This window comes from Oceanicaulis sp. (genome assembly GCF_965249665.1).
In the GTDB taxonomy this organism is placed as follows: domain Bacteria; phylum Pseudomonadota; class Alphaproteobacteria; order Caulobacterales; family Maricaulaceae; genus Oceanicaulis.
The window spans coordinates 1097025-1112945 of record NZ_OZ252247.1; the positions used below are offsets into that span (position 1 = coordinate 1097025).

General features: G+C 61.5%; 15 protein-coding genes. 2 read left to right on the forward strand and 13 right to left on the reverse strand.

Translation table 11 applies throughout. The annotated features are described in order from the left end of the window. Nucleotides 1-183 precede the first annotated feature (183 nt). Complete coding sequence (locus ACP154_RS05130; RefSeq protein WP_421861249.1) at nt 184-720, forward strand: hypothetical protein; 537 nt, start codon at nt 184-186, stop codon at nt 718-720. Between the two features lie 68 nt (nt 721-788). On the opposite strand, the gene infB is transcribed toward ACP154_RS05130, so the two are convergent. From infB to rimP, 4 genes are all read right to left on the reverse strand, one after another. Beyond that, entirely contained in the window at nt 789-3395 is a 2607-nt protein-coding gene (gene infB, locus ACP154_RS05135) for a translation initiation factor IF-2 (protein ID WP_421861246.1), read from the reverse strand. 137 nt (nt 3396-3532) lie between these two features. Further along, a complete protein-coding gene (locus ACP154_RS05140) occupies nt 3533-4174 on the reverse strand; it encodes an RNA-binding protein (protein ID WP_421861244.1) in 642 nt (213 codons plus the stop codon). After that, nucleotides 4171-5907, reverse strand: coding sequence for a transcription termination factor NusA (gene nusA, locus ACP154_RS05145; protein ID WP_421861242.1), 1737 nt, complete (start codon nt 5905-5907; stop codon nt 4171-4173). The genes ACP154_RS05140 and nusA overlap by 4 nt, the downstream gene beginning before the upstream one ends. Nucleotides 5908-5926: 19 nt before the next feature. After that, on the reverse strand, nt 5927-6463 hold the full coding sequence (rimP, locus tag ACP154_RS05150) for a ribosome maturation factor RimP (protein ID WP_107713616.1): 537 nt from the start codon (nt 6461-6463) through the stop codon (nt 5927-5929). Between the two features lie 224 nt (nt 6464-6687). On the opposite strand from rimP, the gene ACP154_RS05155 reads away from it, so the two are divergent. Beyond that, nucleotides 6688-7329 (forward strand): hypothetical protein, encoded by a 642-nt coding sequence (locus ACP154_RS05155; protein ID WP_421861239.1) that lies wholly within the window; start codon nt 6688-6690, stop codon nt 7327-7329. Here ACP154_RS05155 and trmB read toward each other — a convergent pair. From trmB to ACP154_RS05200, 9 genes are all read right to left on the reverse strand, one after another. Further along, nucleotides 7326-8030, reverse strand: a complete 705-nt coding sequence (gene trmB, locus ACP154_RS05160) for a tRNA (guanosine(46)-N7)-methyltransferase TrmB (RefSeq protein ID WP_421861237.1) — start codon at nt 8028-8030, stop codon at nt 7326-7328. The genes ACP154_RS05155 and trmB overlap by 4 nt on opposite strands. An 82-nt stretch (nt 8031-8112) precedes the next feature. Then, complete coding sequence (metK, locus tag ACP154_RS05165; protein WP_421861235.1) at nt 8113-9285, reverse strand: methionine adenosyltransferase; 1173 nt, start codon at nt 9283-9285, stop codon at nt 8113-8115. Nucleotides 9286-9373: 88 nt separating this feature from the next. After that, nucleotides 9374-9808, reverse strand: coding sequence for a helix-turn-helix domain-containing protein (locus ACP154_RS05170; protein WP_107713617.1), 435 nt, complete (start codon nt 9806-9808; stop codon nt 9374-9376). 56 nt (nt 9809-9864) lie between these two features. Continuing rightward, entirely contained in the window at nt 9865-11487 is a 1623-nt protein-coding gene (gene lnt / locus ACP154_RS05175; protein WP_421861232.1) for an apolipoprotein N-acyltransferase, read from the reverse strand. A gap of 3 nt (nt 11488-11490) precedes the next feature. Continuing rightward, nucleotides 11491-12414, reverse strand: a complete 924-nt coding sequence (locus ACP154_RS05180) for a hemolysin family protein (RefSeq protein WP_421861230.1) — start codon at nt 12412-12414, stop codon at nt 11491-11493. Nucleotides 12415-12416: 2 nt separating this feature from the next. After that, entirely contained in the window at nt 12417-12893 is a 477-nt protein-coding gene (gene ybeY / locus ACP154_RS05185; protein WP_421861227.1) for an rRNA maturation RNase YbeY, read from the reverse strand. Continuing rightward, nucleotides 12886-13899: a PhoH family protein gene (locus tag ACP154_RS05190; RefSeq protein WP_199235496.1), complete on the reverse strand. Its 1014-nt coding sequence runs from the start codon at nt 13897-13899 to the stop codon at nt 12886-12888. The genes ybeY and ACP154_RS05190 overlap by 8 nt, the downstream gene beginning before the upstream one ends. Continuing rightward, the gene (gene miaB, locus ACP154_RS05195; RefSeq protein WP_421861225.1) at nt 13896-15302 is read right to left on the reverse strand and encodes a tRNA (N6-isopentenyl adenosine(37)-C2)-methylthiotransferase MiaB; all 1407 of its coding nucleotides are present in this window, start codon (nt 15300-15302) and stop codon (nt 13896-13898) included. The genes ACP154_RS05190 and miaB overlap by 4 nt, the downstream gene beginning before the upstream one ends. Before the next feature lie 124 nt (nt 15303-15426). Beyond that, nucleotides 15427-15843 carry a Fur family transcriptional regulator gene (locus tag ACP154_RS05200; protein ID WP_107711973.1) on the reverse strand — a complete coding sequence of 139 codons (417 nt, stop codon included), beginning with the start codon at nt 15841-15843 and terminating at the stop codon, nt 15427-15429. Nucleotides 15844-15921: the final 78 nt, after the last annotated feature.

Here is a 15921-nt window from a genome sequence, read left to right on the forward strand (position 1 = left end):
GTATACGTCGCACTCGGCCTCGGATTGGCTGCCGCCCCTGAAACACAGGCCCAAACCACGGGAAGCGTATTTGGTCCCGGCGTCTCTCAAGGAGAGCGGGAAGCAGAATACCGTCTGGGTGTGGAATGGGAGGACGCCGGGGACACCCCCAGCCTCGCACATCGGCTCCACATACAGACGAGTATGACCGACGCCCTGCGCTGGCGGTTGATTGCGGCCTGGGAGGATCCAGCGAATGGCGATCTTGAACTGGACTATGTGCAGGGTGAGCTATTGTGGCAAATCCTAGAAACAACGCCCTCGGGCTATGCCAGTGCTATCCGCTTTGATGCGCGGATCAGCGAAGGCGACAATACCCCCCACGAGATCGGTCTGAACTGGACCAATCAATGGACGCTGAACGACCAATGGCGTCTTCGCGCACTGGTGCTGTTTGATCGTGATGTCGGCCCGAACGCCAAGGATGACTGGATCCTTGAAACCCGCGCCAGCCTCTCACGCCGCTTTGAAAACGGGTACCGGATCACGTTGGAAAGTTTCAACGAGTTTGGCGGTCTGGACGCCGACTTCGGCGGTTTTGACGATCAAAGCCATCAGCTTGGGCCCGTTCTGAGCGGTCCTCTGGCGTATGATGTGGACTGGTCCGCCGGGGTGCTGTTCGGCCTGTCTGACAGCGCGCCGGAACAGGATCTGGTTCTGCGGCTCAGCCGATCGTTCTGAAACGCGTGCAATGAAAACGAAAAAGGGCGGCTCAGAGAGCCGCCCTTTGTTGTGTTTGAAACGAAGATTTACAGCGAGCGCTGGATTTCCTCGACCTCGAAACATTCGATCACATCATTGACCTGAATGTCCTGATAGTTCTCGAACGCCATGCCGCACTCCGTGCCGGCGCGCACTTCCGGGACTTCATCCTTGAAGCGACGCAAGGTCGACAGATGACCTTGGTGGATCACCGTATCGTCGCGCAACAGACGCACGCCGCAGCCACGCTTCACCACGCCTTCGGTCACGCGGCAACCCGCCACACGGCCGGTCTTGGTGATGTTGAAGACTTCCAGCACCTGCGCGTAACCGATGAAGGTTTCGCGTTTTTCCGGCGCCAGCATGCCTTCGAGCGTGCCTTTCACGTCGTCGATCAGATCGTAGATCACCGAATAATAGCGGATCTCCACGCCTTCTTTTTCGGCCAGGTCGCGCGCTTGCTTGTTTGCGCGGACATTGAAGGCGAAGATCGGCGAGCCCGAGGCCTGAGCCAGCAGAACATCGCTTTCCGACACGCCGCCTGCGCCTGAATGGACAATCTTGGCCTGGACTTCCTCGTTGCCGACTTTTTCCAGGGCGCCAATGATCGCTTCAGCTGAGCCTTGCACGTCCGCCTTGATCAGCAACGGCAGTTCCTGAACCTCGTTGGACTTGAGCTTGGCCATCATCTGCTCAAGCGATGCGCCGCCGCCCGTCCGAGCCGCCGCCGCCTTGTCGCGCTTGACGCGTTCGCGGTATTCCACCAGCTCGCGCGCCCGCGCTTCGCTGTCGACCACTGCGAAGACTTCACCGGGTTCGGGCGCACCGTCGAGGCCGAGAATTTCAGCCGGCAGGGACGGACCCGCCTCCTTCATTTGCTGGCCGCGTTCGTTGACCAGTGCGCGGACCTTGCCCCATTGGGCGCCGGCCACGACGATGTCGCCGCGCTTCAGCGCACCGCGCTTGACCAGGCAGGTGGCGACCGGGCCGCGGCCCTTGTCGATCTGGGATTCGATCACAACGCCTTCCGCAGAGCGATCCGGATTGGCTTTGAGCTCAAGGATCTCAGCTTGCAGGTTGATGGCGTCCACCAACTCATCAAGGCCGGTTTTCTTCAACGCCGACACCGGCACCGCCTGAACATCGCCGCCCATATCTTCCACGAACACTTCGTACTGAAGCAGTTCCTGAAGCACTTTCTGCGGATCGGCGTCCGGCTTGTCGACCTTGTTGACCGCCACGATCATCGGCACGTTCGCCGCTTTGGCGTGGCTGATCGCCTCGATGGTCTGGGGCATGACGCCGTCATCGGCGGCCACAACCAGAATCACGATGTCGGTCGCCTGAGCGCCGCGCGATCGCATGGATGAGAAGGCCGCGTGGCCTGGCGTGTCCAGGAAGGTGATCTTGTCGCCCGACTTCACAACCACCTGATAGGCGCCAATATGCTGCGTGATCCCGCCGGCTTCTCCCGCCGCCACATCTGTGGAGCGCAAGGCGTCCAGAAGCGAGGTTTTGCCGTGGTCCACGTGACCCATCACGGTCACCACAGGCGGCCGCGGCTTCTTGCTCTCTTCGGGATCCTCATCAGAGATGAAGCCCGTTTCCACGTCCGCTTCCGCGACGCGCTTCACGGTATGGCCGAATTCCTCGACGATCAGCTCGGCGATGTCGGCGTCCAGCATGTCGTTGGCGCGCACCATCTGACCTTGAGTCATCAGGTACTTCACCACGTCGGCCGCACGCTCAGCCATACGCTGGGCGAGGTCCTGCACGGTGATCGCTTCAGGGATAACCACTTCACGGGCCACTTTGTCCCGTGCCTGGCCGCCCTGACTGCGACGCTGTTTTTCACGCTCACGCGCCCGGCGCATGGACGCCAGAGAGCGCTGACGACCCTCATCATCCTCAACGAGGTTCTGGATGGTCAGCTTGCCCTGACGGCGCTTGGGCTCCTTGGCGCGCGAGGGCTGCGCCTTGTCGCCGCCTGGCGCGGTTTTCTTGGACTTCACACGGCCGCCCATGGACTCAAGGATATTGCGATTATCCTCGGTGGCGCCGCGCTCAGCCTTGTCCTTGGACTTGTCAGCCTTGCGAGACGGCGTCTTGGCGGACGGCTCCTCAGGCTGTTCAATATCCGCTGGCGCAGATTTCTTGGCGGGTTTGGCGATCTTGGCCTGTTCGGCGGCGAGACGCGCAGCTTCAGCCTCAGCCAAAGCGCGGCGCTCGTCGTCTTCACGGCGCTGACGCTCTTCCTTCTCGCGCTGACGCATATCCTCCAGCGCGCGGCGTTCTTCGTCTTCGCGCGCCTGTCGGGCCTCAGCTTCGGCTTTCTGCTTGGCGGCGCGCTCTTCTTGCTCGGAACGGGCGCGCAGAATGGCCTGCTGGCGCTTGATCAGTTCTTCCTCGGACAGACCCAGCTGCTTGGCCTTGGCGGCCAGCGCCGCACGCGCCTTGTCCTTCTGGGTCAGCGGCGCGCTGGATTTGCCCGTCGCGGCGTCCTTGCCGGCAGGCCCGGGGCGCTTGCGCTTCTTCTCCACAACGACAGACTTCTGGCGTCCGCGCGCAAAACTTTGCTGCACGGTTCCAGAGGAACGTCCACCGAGGGAGAGAGGCTTGCGGCCCGAATTGTTGCGTTCGTCAGCGTCGCTCATAAGCGTCCTTGCCGCGGCTTTAGACATCTTCGGGCGGAACCCGGCCGCCGCGTGCGCCAGGGTCCGTCATCTGTTCAGTTCGCCTCCGGGAAGACCCGGCCTGAAGGCCCGCTAAACTAGCCAGCTTCCAAGGCGATTCAACTCTTCTGTGCGTCTTGGGCCGCAGGATCGAGGTTAATGAACCCTGCAAGCTTCAACGCAAGGGCGGAAACCCCCGCCGCTTCCGGTCCTTGAGCCAAAGCCCCGTGAACCGCATTTCCCACGCCGAGCGCCCTGCTGAGCGTTTCGGCGTCATAACATCCCAGCACCGGCGCGTCGCTTTCGATCGCCTTCGCCAGATGGTCCAGCTTCTTACGCCCGTCAGGAGCGGCGTCGCTGGCTTCCAGTCTCCATGCCGGGCCGGGTTCGGTCTGCAGCGCCAAACGCACCGCATCACTTCCCAGCTCCAGTCGGCCAGCGCGTCTCGCCAGCCCCAAAAGGTTCAGAACGCGCGCTGTCAGCAGCGCTTCGAACTGATCGGCCAGATCGTCAGGGGCCTCAACCGACTGCTCGAAAGCCCGATTGAACAGGCGCTTCTTTACAGCCTTGTCGACCAGAACCCTGTCCGCTGTCACCCAGCCGCCTCGGCCAGGCAGGCGCGCAGCCACATCAGGGGTTACACGCCCTTCGGGGCTCAGCGCCACGCGGAGGAGCGCTTCCTCCCCCTTCACCTCACCGGTGGCGACGCATCGGCGTTCGCGCACCGGTTTGGATCGGCCATGTCGCGCCCCGCGGCTCACGACTTCTCGTCTTCCTCCGTCGTGTCAGCGTCCAGGAGGTCAGCCAGATCCACACCCAGCTTTTCCGCTTCCGCTTCCAGATCGGAGAGGTCGATGTCTTCCAGATCGACATCGGAAGCCTCTCCGTCAAGGGCTTCGGCCTCAACCTCTTCAGCTTCAGGCTCGACCTGCGGCAGATCCTCTTCGGAAATCCAGCCTGCAATCACGCGTGCTCGCATGATCAGCATTTCGGCGTCTTCCGCCGACATGTCAGTGCCTTCCAGGATCCCCGGCTCGCGCACGCGCTCGCCATCGCGGGTCTCATACCAGCCGCGCAGATCGTCCGGGGTCAGACCGGCGAGATCCTCAATGGTGCAGATCTCGTTTTCGCCGAACTTGACCGCCATCGGCAGATCGACGCCTTCGACCTCCATGACGGCGTCTTCCACGCCCATCTCTTTGCGGCGCGCATCACGCTCACTGTCACGCTTGTCGAGATATTCGCGCGCCCGGGTCTGGATTTCCTGGGCGGTGTCATCGTCAAAGCCTTCGATCACCGCGATTTCATCGAGATCGACAAAGGCGATGTCTTCCACTTCGGCAAAGCCTTCCGTGGCCAGCAGCTGAGCGATGACCTCGTCCACATCCAGCGCGTCCATAAAGGTGCCGGTGCGTGCCGTGAATTCTTTCTGACGGCGCTCGGATTCTTCTTCCTCGGTCAGAATGTCGATGGCCCAGCCGGTCAGCTGGCTGGCCAGACGCACATTCTGGCCGCGACGACCGATGGCGAGCGAGAGCTGATCATCGGGTACGACCACTTCAATACGCTCGGCTTCATCATCCAGCACCACTTTGGCGACTTCCGCGGGCTGCAGCGCGTTGACGATGAAGGTCGCAGGATCGGGATTCCACGGAATGATGTCGATCTTTTCGCCCGCGAGCTCGTTCACCACAGCCTGGACGCGGCTGCCGCGCATGCCCACGCAAGCGCCGACAGGATCAATGGAGCTGTCATTGGAGATGACGGCGATCTTCGCACGGCTGCCCGGATCGCGCGCGACGCGCGGAATCTCGATGACGCCTTCGTAGACTTCCGGCACTTCCTGAGCGAACAGGGCGGCCATGAAGTCCGGATGCGCGCGCGACAGGAAGATTTGCGGGCCGCGGGTCTCTTCACGCACGTCATAGATATAGGCGCGCACGCGGTCATTGACCTGCAGGCTTTCGCGCGGAATGCCGTCAGAGCGGCGGATAATGGCTTCCGCCTTGCCCAGATCGATGATCACATTGCCGTATTCGACACGCTTGACGATGCCGTTGACGATCTCGCCGATACGATCCTTGTACTCGTTGAACTGGCGCTGGCGCTCAGCTTCACGCACTTTCTGCGTGATCACCTGCTTGGCAGTCTGCGAGGCAACGCGGCCAAATTCAATCGGGGGCAGTTCTTCTTCGTAAAAGGAGCCGATTTCGGCTTCGGGGTCGCGCTTCTTGGCCTCATCCAGCGTGATCTGGTGCGCTTCGTTCTCAACCTCTTCGACCACACTGGTGCGGCTGGTCAGACGCATCTCACCGGTCTTGGGGTTGATGTTGCAATGGATGTCGAGCTCCGCGCCATAGCGCGAGCGGGCCGCCTTCTGGATCGCCTCTTCAATGGCTTCCAGCACGATCGACTCTTCGATCATCTTCTCCTGCGCCACCGCGCGGGCGATTTGCAGGATTTCCAGCTTGTTGGCGCTGACCCCGATGGCCATATCCGCGTTCCTTCTCGTTCTACTCGTCGGCCTGACCGTCTTCGCCCTCAATGGGACCGCGGGCCTTCAGGCTCGCCTCCACCAGAGCGTCGGTCATCACCAGCTTGGCGTCCGCGATCCAGTCAAACGGGATGACAGCCGTGTCGTCCTCGCCCGCCAGATCCATCAGCACATTCTCATCCTCGATCCCGGCCAGCATACCACGAAAGCGCTTGCGCCCTTCCACCAGCCGGTCCAGCTCGATCTTGGCTTCAAACCCGTCCCAGCGCTGAAAATGGGGCAGCGCCGTCAGGGGACGGTCAATTCCGGGCGAGGACACTTCCAGATCATACTCGCCCGAGACCGGATCGGCCTCATCAAAAATCTCCGACAGGGCGCGCGAGAGGCGCGCGCAGTCTTCCACGACCATGGTTCCATCATGACGCTCGGCCATGATCTGGACCGTGGTCTTCTTGCCGCCCATCACCCGCACGCGCACGATCTCAAGCCCCAGGGTTTCGGCCAGGGGCTCGGCGATCTCAAGGATGCGCTTGTCTTGCGGGCTGTGGGCTTTCATAGGCGTCGCGCGTCTGCTTTCTGGACGGATGCGGGTACGAAAAAAGCGGCCCGGAACCCCGAGCCGCTCGAACATGTCATCCGACATATCGAACATTTGCGCGTCTTATACGCTTCCCAGGGCCGGAAGGCAATGGGGACGGTCAGCCGCTCTATCAAAGATGGCCCTGACCCGACGCCCTGATTACACTCGGGTCGTCATATTCAATCATGAAAGGTCCGGGCATGATCGCTCTCATTCTCGCCTCCACAGCCCTGCTCATTCAGTCTGAACCCGCCTTATCCGCCTACCCCCTGCTTGACCCTGAGGCGCAGGCTCGACTTGAGTTCTGTGAGGTGGACGCCGCGCGCTTTGACGCCCTGATGGCGCTGAACCCTCAAAGCTTTGATCAGGACTTTTCAGGCGGCTGGCGACCTGTCGGCAACACATCGGGCTGCGAACGGGCCGCCGCGGATCTGCTGATCGCCTACATGGATCATTCACCGCATTTCAACCCGGAGCGGCCCGGCGTGATTGGCTGGCACGCGGGACAAATGCTCGCCATGGCCGGGGAGGCCGAGCTGGCGATCGCCTATTTCGACGCCGCACGCAGCGTTTCGCCCGAGTGGAACCTCTATGTCGACGCCACCCTCGCCTTCATGCGCCGTGACCGCCCCGCGGCTGAGGCGGCGCGGGCCGAATTGGCGACCCTGCGTCCCAGCGAAGAGGAGATGGCCGCACGCCGTCAGTTCCTCGCAGACAATCCACGCATTCGCATGCCGGAAGGCTTTGTCGAGCAGCCGGAAAATTTAGCGGTCGTGGACCGCCTGCTCCGCTGCTGGGACGCGCCCTATGCCGACGCCTATTCCGGCGCCTGCCGGGGTTAGCCCTTCACAAAATCAAAGAACACCGGCTCGATGTCGCCCAGATGCTTGGATTGATAGCGTGTGACGATGTGATCAGCCGGATTCTCGCGCCAGTCTGACGCCTGCTCCCCCGTCCAGGTCAGCCCGTCCGTATTCATCAGGATCGGCAAGGCGTGATCGGCATAGGCGCGCACATCCGTCGCCACACGCAGACGCCCGCCCGGCTGCAACAGACGTGCGAACTCCGCGGCCGTGTCGGGCTGGACGAAGCGGCGCTTGGCGTGGCGTGTCTTGGGCCAGGGGTCGGGGAAGAGAAGGAAAATCTTCTCGAACGCGCCATCGGGCATACGGTTCATCTCGTCGCGAGCGTCCGAGCGCTTGACCCGCACATTCTCAAGATGGTGATCGTCGATGCCCACCAGCGCTTTCGCAACGCCGTTCAGAAAAGGCTCGATCCCGAAAAAACCGGTCTGCGGCGCCCGCTGCGCCTGACCGATCAGATGCTCGGCGCCGCCAAAACCCACTTCCAGAACATAAGCCTCAAAGCCCGGGAGCAGCGCCTTGGGATCCAGATCACCCTCGTCCGGCCATTGCAAAGTCGGCAAGCGCGTGTCGACCAGCGTCTGTTGACGTTCGGTCAGCTTGTGTCCGCTCGCGCGGCCATACAGACGACGGTTCTGGGGACGGTCTTGTGATTGGGCGTCGGGAGGAGTCTGGGTCATGACGGCCCTTTAACGGCCCTGCGCCAAAAAACAAAGAGCCGGGCTGAAACAACCCGGCTCCCTGCCATTCGGTTCGAGGCGCTTACGCCAGCGATTTCAGCGCGTCGACGAGATCGGTCTTCTCCCAGGAGAAGCCGCCATCCTCGGTCGGTATGCGGCCAAAATGGCCATAGGCTGAAGTGCGCTCATAAATCGGACGGTTCAGACCGAGATGGGTGCGAATGCCGCGCGGGCTGAGATCGACCAGCTCGCGCAGGCGATTTTCCAGCTTGGCTTCATCCACATCGCCGGTGCCGTGGGTGTCCACATAGACCGAAAGCGGCTTGGAAACGCCGATGGCGTAGCTGAGCTGGATGGTGCATTTGCGCGCCAGGCCCGCCGCCACGACATTCTTGGCGAGGTATCGCGCCACATAGGCCGCCGAGCGGTCCACCTTGGTCGGATCCTTGCCCGAAAACGCGCCGCCGCCATGGGGCGCCGCACCGCCATAGGTGTCGACGATGATCTTGCGGCCGGTCAGGCCGGCGTCGCCATCGGGGCCGCCAATGACGAACTTGCCGGTCGGATTCACGTAGAACTCGTCCTCGGGCGGGAACCAGCCCTCGGGCAGCACGGATTTGACGACGGGGCGCACCAGCTCGCGCACATCATCAAGGCTCACGCCATCCTTGTGCTGGGTGGAGACCACGACAGAAGTCACGCCCACCGGACGGCCGTTCTCATAGCGCAAGGTAACCTGGGATTTGGCGTCCGGCTCGAACTCGGGACGCTCGCCAGACTTCCGCAGCCGCGCCATCTCCTTGAGGATCTGGTGGGAATAGGTAATCGGCGCCGGCATCAGCTCCGGCGTCTCGTCACAGGCGAACCCGAACATGATGCCCTGGTCGCCCGCGCCTTCATCGGCGAACGACCCCGAGCCTTCATCCACGCCCTGGGCGATGTCGACAGACTGTTCGTGCAAATAGTTCTGAACGTCAGCGGTCTCCCAATGAAAACCGTCTTGTTCATACCCGATATCGCGCACGGCGCGGCGCGCAGCGGCTTCGATCTCGTCATCCTGGATCGCGCCGGCGCTACGCACCTCGCCCGCCAGAACGATACGGTTCGTGGTCGTCAGCGTTTCACACGCCACACGCGCTACCGGATCCTTGGACAGAAACAAGTCCAGAATGGCGTCGGAAATGCGGTCGCATACTTTGTCCGGGTGACCCTCGGACACGCTTTCGCTGGTAAACAGATAGGACGAACGGGCCAACAGCGTGCTCCATATAAAGCGATCTTTATATGGCTGGCTTAAAGCCTATTGGCGCACGGAAAGCAAGAGCCCTCCGGTCACGCTTAAGTCAGGACGCAGCTTCAGTTGCGGTCGCTTCCGCTTCCTCAGCCGCCAAAGTCCGCACCAGCTCAAGAATTCGGCGGCGCACCTTAGAGTCCTTGATGCGGGCAAACGCTTGCGCCAGCGCCACACCATCAGCCGATTGAATGAAATCATCCACGATCGGGGTCTGGTCGCCTTCTGAGAAACCCGGCTGGCCCGCGCCCTCATTCACACCGTCATAGAAAAACGAGACCGGCACATCGAGTACACGGGCAAGATTCCAAAGGCGCCCTGCGCCAACCCGGTTCGTCCCGCGCTCGTATTTCTGAACCTGCTGAAAGGTCACGCCAAGCTCTTCGCCCAGCTTTTCCTGGCTCAAATTCAGAAGCTGACGCCGCAGCCGGATGCGCGATCCCACATGGCGGTCAACCGCGTTCGGACCTCTCGGATTGGCAGTCATCTCAAATTCCTTATCTGCGTCAGCATACAACCACAGTTTGGATGAATGCGATACGCTCAACGCCCCTCAGCCGGTCGCGGCCTTCTACCTGAATACGTAAATGACACAACCGTTAGACAATGCATGAGTGCAGCTAAAATTAGCAAAGCAATCACCCAGAGTGCATTTCCATACATCCCATACGGCGTATCGTCTAATCCTTCAAGCAATGTAATCAACAATACTTCAGTTGATCTTGACGGAATGGATTCAATGAGCCGACCATAAGGACCAATCTGGCCTGAAATACCTGCAGCGGCCACTCTAACCAGAGGCAATCCTTCTTCTATCGCGCGATATTGTGTTTGGTTAAGCAACTGTTGAGGGCCAGCAGAATTCCCGTACCAAGAGTCATTTGAAATATTCAACAACCATTCGGGTCTATTTAACTGTCTTGGTGAATACCTGGAGTACACAGCCTCATAGCAGATCAACGGCGCCATATCGGGCAAGCCATCCAGCTGCAGGGTTCGCGCTCCATGTCCAGGACTGTAATAGGGCGCAAGCTCGGACAAACTGTCAAAGCCCAGCCAATCGGTTAGTGAGAGCACCGGATTGCTCTCGCCAAACGGCACCAGCCGCGATTTATCGTATTGGGCCTCAAGGACAGGGCGATCACTCTCTAATCTCAATGAGATGAGCGAATTATAATAAGCGTTGGGGCGGCCATTGAGCCCCCGATCCACACGAGCCGTGCCTGTGATCAAGCGCATGCCGGGCGGCAAGGCGTCTGCGATTTCAGCCAAAAGGTCCGGTGATTCAAGCAGCATCGCTGGGATCGCGCCTTCAGGCCAGATAATCGCATCCACATCCGTCAGATCCGACGACAGCGCCAGATATTGCTGGAGAATCTCATGGCGCGCCGCATAGCGTTTCTCCTCCTGAGGCAGGCTCAGAGACACCAGTTGGAGCTGATAATCGGTTTCGACCAGTGTCTGGGCCTGACCCAGCCTGACCTGGCCAAACCCCCAACTGGCTGCGATCAGAACAAGTCCGCACATCATCGGAACGGATCGCGACAGACGCGAGCCGGGTCCACTCAGCGCCGCGGGGGCCGCGAACAGGCATAGCGCCAGGACTGACAGGCCATAGGCGCCGACCAGCGCCGCACTCTGACTGATTGCGCCGCCCGCCTGAAAGACATGACCCGGCAAATTCCACGGAAACCCGGACAGCACGGTGCTGCGCAGATACTCCACCGCCATGATGAGCAAGATAAAGACTGCGATACGGCCGGCATGCGACGGCGCGCGCCGTACATACACCGCGCCCGCCAAGCCCCAGAACAGCGCCAGCCCCGCGGGCAAAACGATCAGCGGCGCCCAGATCAGCCAGGCATGGTCGCCAGCGCTCACCAAAAACGCGTTCGCCACCCAACCGGTGCCGGCCAGAAATTGTCCGCTGGCGAACCACCAGGCGCGCGCAAAACCACTGCGCAAGGGTTTCGGGCGGCGCTTGGCGTCATCCAGCGTCAGAACCAGAGCGCTGAGCGCCACCGCATAGGCGGGCCAGAAGAAAAAGGGCGCATGACCCAGCACGCCAAAAGCGCCCAAGCCGAACAAGACAGCGAACAGCCGCCAGCCCGACAGGGCGCGATATCCAGACCGAAACCGGCGCAAGCGGAGCAAAACGCCGGTCATGTTCTAATCCGGACTGACGGCGCCAGCAGCCATTCGGCTGGCTTCATCGCCGGCGAGGGTCGACCCAGCGCCCGGTTTCACGCGTAGGCGCTTGATCCGACGCGGATCAGAATCGAGGACTTCAAATTCAAAGCCCGAAGGATGCGCCAGGACTTCGCCGCGCTCCGGCACACGTCCCGCAAGGTGGAACACCAGCCCGCCCAGCGTATCCACGTCGTTTTCTTCTTCCTCGGTGGCGATATCGCAGCCCACCACCTGTTCAAGATCCTCGATCATGGCGCGCGCATCCGCCTCCCAGCAATGCGGGCCCTTGGCGAGGATGTTGGGCGTTTCCGCCTCATCATGCTCATCCTCGATATCGCCGACAATCGGTTCGATCAGATCTTCCAGCGTAACAAGGCCGTCCGTGCCGCCAAACTCATCGACCACCAGCGCCATATGCATGCGCCGAGACTGCATCTTCAACAGCAAGTCAAAGGCGCGCATGGACGCCGGCACATAGAGCAGAGGACGCCTGACAGCCGGCAGAATGCGCATGTCCGCCCAGGAATCCGGACCGCCCTCCGCGCCTTCCTCGGCGAAGCGCGACATATAGCCCAGCACGTCCTTGATATGCGCCAGACCCACCGGGTCATCCAGGGTCTCACGGTAGACAGGCAGACGCGAATGGGTGGCTTCACCAAAGGTGCGCGCCAATTCCTTGAGCGGGGTTTCGATGTCGATCGCGACGATGTCGGCGCGAGGCACCATAACATCATCCACGCGCATGTCCTGAAACTCGCGCATATTCACCAGGAAAGCCCCGGCGTCCATGGGGTCAGGCGCACCGTTCACAATTGGCTCGGCGTCCTGAATTTCGGGGCGCGCCCCGCTCAAGGCCCGTTTCAAACGGGCCATAAGACTTCGCGAAGACGGATCGTCGTTCATGCCTATTCCTGCACGAGGTAGGGATCTGACATCCCCAGACCGGTCAGAACCGCCGTCTCCAGCGCTTCCATCTCAGTCGCCTCGTCTTCCTCCTGATGGTCAAAACCGTTTAAATGCAAAACGCCATGAAGCGCCAGATGCGCGGCATGATCAATCAGCGATACTTTCGCAGCCTGCGCCTCTTGGGCGCATGTTTCGTACGCCAGGATCACATCGCCGGGATAGCCTTCACGCTCCGGCGCCGGAAAAGACAACACATTGGTCGGCTTGTCCTTGTCCCGGAACCGGCGATTGAGTTCATGCACGGTGGCGTCATCTGAAAACAAGATAACGGCGGCTCCGGCGCGCGCGTCCTCCAGCTGATCCAGCCCGGCTTCGATCGCACAGCGGCACCGCTCCAGCAGGCCCTCATGGCGGGTCCAGCGCTCGTCTTCGACAACGAACTCCACACGCTGCTGATCCAACACCACTTCAGACATGGTTCGTCTCGTCGCTGCGAACGGCGTCATCGCGTTCGTAAGCGTCCACGATGCGCGCCACCAGACCGTGCCGCACCACATCATGGCGGGTGAAGCGATGCACGGCGATCCTTTGTTCATCCTGAAGCAGGCGTAAGGCATGCGGCAAGCCCGACGGCTCGCCCCGGCGCAAATCGGTCTGTGTCGGATCGCCTGTCACCGCCATGCGCGAGCCTTCCCCCAGCCGGGTCAGCACCATGCGCATTTGCGGGATGGTGGCGTTCTGGGCCTCATCGACAACCACAAAGGCGTTGTTGAGCGTCCGGCCGCGCATGAAAGCCAGTGGAGCGACTTCAACCCGGCCTTCCTCGCGCATCTTCTCGCTCAGACGCTGACCGAGCGCGTCCCGCAGGGCGTCCCAGATCGGCAGCAGATACGGATCGATCTTCTCGGTCAGGTCACCGGGCAGGAAACCCAGTCGTTCGCCCGCCTCGACCGCGGGACGGGTGATGATCAACCGGTCCACACTGCCCAGCGCCAGTTGCGACGCGCCATAGGCCACCGCCAGCAAGGTCTTGCCCGTGCCCGCCGGACCCACGCCAAAGATCATGTCATAGGCGCGATCGTTCTTGAGCGATCTCACATAGCCTTGCTGGCCATCGGTGCGGGCGGCGAAGCTGGCGCCGCGCGGCACCCGGATCACCGCATCAATCTCTTCGCCGGCGTCGTCATCGGCCATCAGGCAGGCGGCGCGGGCCGCGGGCGGATCAATCGGCAGGCCTTCGCTGGCGCGGCCATAAAGCGCATTGAGCACGCGCCGCGCTTCGATCCGCGCACGCGCCTCCTCGGCGGTGATCACGATCTGACCGCCGCCCGGCGCTTCAAGCTGAACCTCCAGTTCATGCTCGAGCGTGGCGAAGTTTTCGTGACCCGGCCCCGCAAGGATGCGAACAAGATCGGAATCTTCAAAATGAAGTGTTTCGGACGCCGCCCGTTTGGGACGACGCGGTTTTGATGAGCGGCTCACGCGGCTGCGATTTCCTTTGTAATCAGACGTCCGGAGAGGGCGTTCTGGCTCGCCCCTGTGATCTCCACATTGGCGATCTGACCGATGAGTTCAAGCGGGCCTTCGCAATGAACCGCTTGCAGATAGGGGCTGCGGCCAGACAATTGGCCCTCAAACCGGCCTTCACGCTCTAACAGGACGGGCAGCGTTTTGCCGATCATGGAGCGGTTGAAGGCGATCTGCTGTTCAGACAACAGCGCCTGCAAACGCGCCAGGCGTTCGCTTTTCACGCCTTCGTCGATCTGGTTGAACATGGCGGCGCCGGGCGTGCCGGGACGCTTGGAGTATTTGAACGAGAAGCAGGACGCGTAATTGACCTGGCGCACCAGCTCCATCGTCGCTTCGAAATCGGCCTCCGTCTCACCAGGAAAGCCCACGATCATGTCGCCGGAAATGGCGATGTCGGGCCGGGCGGCGCGCAATTTCTCGATGCTCTCTAGATACTCTGCCGCCGTATGCGAGCGGTTCATGGATTTGAGAATCTTGTCCGACCCCGCCTGCACCGGCAGGTGGAAATACGGCATCAGCTTGGGCTCATCCGCAAAGGCCTGGATGAGATCGTCATTCATGTCCTTGGGGTGAGAGGTGGTGAAGCGGATGCGTTCGATGCCGCCGATCTTCGCCAGATGGCGCACCAGCTGCCCCAACCCCCAGACGCCGCCCGTCGCGTCGCCTTTCGGCGCATCGCCATGATAGGCGTTGACGTTCTGGCCCAGTAGCGTGACTTCGCGTACGCCCTTGGCGGCCAGCGCGCGGACTTCCGCCACGATCTGGTCCACCGGGCGCGACCATTCCGCACCGCGCGTATAGGGCACGACACAGAAGGTGCAGAACTTGTCACAGCCTTCCTGCACGGTGACGAAGGCGGTGAAGCCCTCCACATGGCGCTCGGGCGCGGCGAGGGCGTCAAACTTCTCTTCGACCTCGAACTCGGTGTCGAGCGCTTCGCCTCGCGCGCGGTGCACATTGGCGATGAGTTCAGGCAGCTTGTGATAGGTTTGCGGGCCGACCACCAGATCGACGACCGGGGCGCGGCGCTGGATCTCCGCGCCTTCCGCCTGGGCCACGCATCCGGCAACGGTAATGGTCATCGGCTTGCCGGTGGTGGCTTTCTCTTCTTTCAGGGGCTTCAGACGCCCCAGTTCGGAATAGACCTTTTCGGCGGCTTTCTCCCGGATATGGCAGGTGTTCAGGATCACCAGATCCGCGCCATCGGGTTCATCGGCGGGCTCATAGCCCAAAGGCGCCAGAACATCGCGCATGCGCTCTGAGTCATAGACGTTCATCTGACACCCATAGGTCTTGATGAACAGGCGCTTGCGGTCCTTGGTCGTGGTGTCGGCGTCGCGAATGATATCGGTCATGGGCGGAGCCGGCCTCCCTGGCGGCGAAAGTCTGTGGATAAGGGAGGACGGGTTATGGGGATAGAGTGGGGCGGATGCAAGGCGCCGCTTGACGATCCGCAGCCCGAAGCGCGGTTAACGCTCTCTATTTGCCGTCCTCGATCTTCACGCCGTAAAGCTCCAGCCGGTGATCGATCAGCTTGTAACCCAGGCGTTTGGCGATGGCCTCTTGCAGGCGCTCGATCTCTTCATCCATGAATTCGACCACTTCGCCCGTCTTCAGATCAATCAGATGGTCATGATGGTCATCAGAGGCTTCTTCATAGCGTGAGCGGCCGTCACGGAAGTCATGGCGCTCGATGATCCCGGCTTCCTCAAACAGGCGCACCGTGCGGTAGACCGTGGCCAGTGAAATGCGCGAATCCACGTCCGAGGCGCGGCGATGCAGCTCTTCGGCGTCGGGGTGGTCTTCAGCTTGCGACAGGATGCGCGCGATGACGCGGCGTTGTTCGGTCATGCGCAGACCTTTTTCCACGCAGAGCTTCTCAATCCGATCCGGCATCGCCAACTCCCTAACCTGTGGGGCGCGCGCCCCGTTGCGTCCTTGATAGCCAGCCTCGGCGGGGCGTGTCCATATGTC

Excerpts from the sequence above, each read along its gene's own strand:
- infB (WP_421861246.1), bottom strand. The coding sequence starts at position 3,395 with ATGAGCGACGCTGACGAACGCAACAATTCGGGCCGCAAGCCTCTCTCC.
- ACP154_RS05155 (WP_421861239.1), top strand. The coding sequence starts at position 6,688 with ATGATCGCTCTCATTCTCGCCTCCACAGCCCTGCTCATTCAGTCTGAA.
- nusA (WP_421861242.1), bottom strand. The coding sequence starts at position 5,907 with ATGGCCATCGGGGTCAGCGCCAACAAGCTGGAAATCCTGCAAATCGCC.
- ACP154_RS05130 (WP_421861249.1), top strand. The coding sequence starts at position 184 with ATGACCGACGCCCTGCGCTGGCGGTTGATTGCGGCCTGGGAGGATCCA.
- ACP154_RS05180 (WP_421861230.1), bottom strand. The coding sequence starts at position 12,414 with ATGAACGACGATCCGTCTTCGCGAAGTCTTATGGCCCGTTTGAAACGG.
- rimP (WP_107713616.1), bottom strand. The coding sequence starts at position 6,463 with ATGAAAGCCCACAGCCCGCAAGACAAGCGCATCCTTGAGATCGCCGAG.
- trmB (WP_421861237.1), bottom strand. The coding sequence starts at position 8,030 with ATGACCCAGACTCCTCCCGACGCCCAATCACAAGACCGTCCCCAGAAC.
- lnt (WP_421861232.1), bottom strand. The coding sequence starts at position 11,487 with ATGACCGGCGTTTTGCTCCGCTTGCGCCGGTTTCGGTCTGGATATCGC.
- ACP154_RS05170 (WP_107713617.1), bottom strand. The coding sequence starts at position 9,808 with ATGACTGCCAATCCGAGAGGTCCGAACGCGGTTGACCGCCATGTGGGA.
- miaB (WP_421861225.1), bottom strand. The coding sequence starts at position 15,302 with ATGACCGATATCATTCGCGACGCCGACACCACGACCAAGGACCGCAAG.
- ACP154_RS05200 (WP_107711973.1), bottom strand. The coding sequence starts at position 15,843 with ATGCCGGATCGGATTGAGAAGCTCTGCGTGGAAAAAGGTCTGCGCATG.
- ybeY (WP_421861227.1), bottom strand. The coding sequence starts at position 12,893 with ATGTCTGAAGTGGTGTTGGATCAGCAGCGTGTGGAGTTCGTTGTCGAA.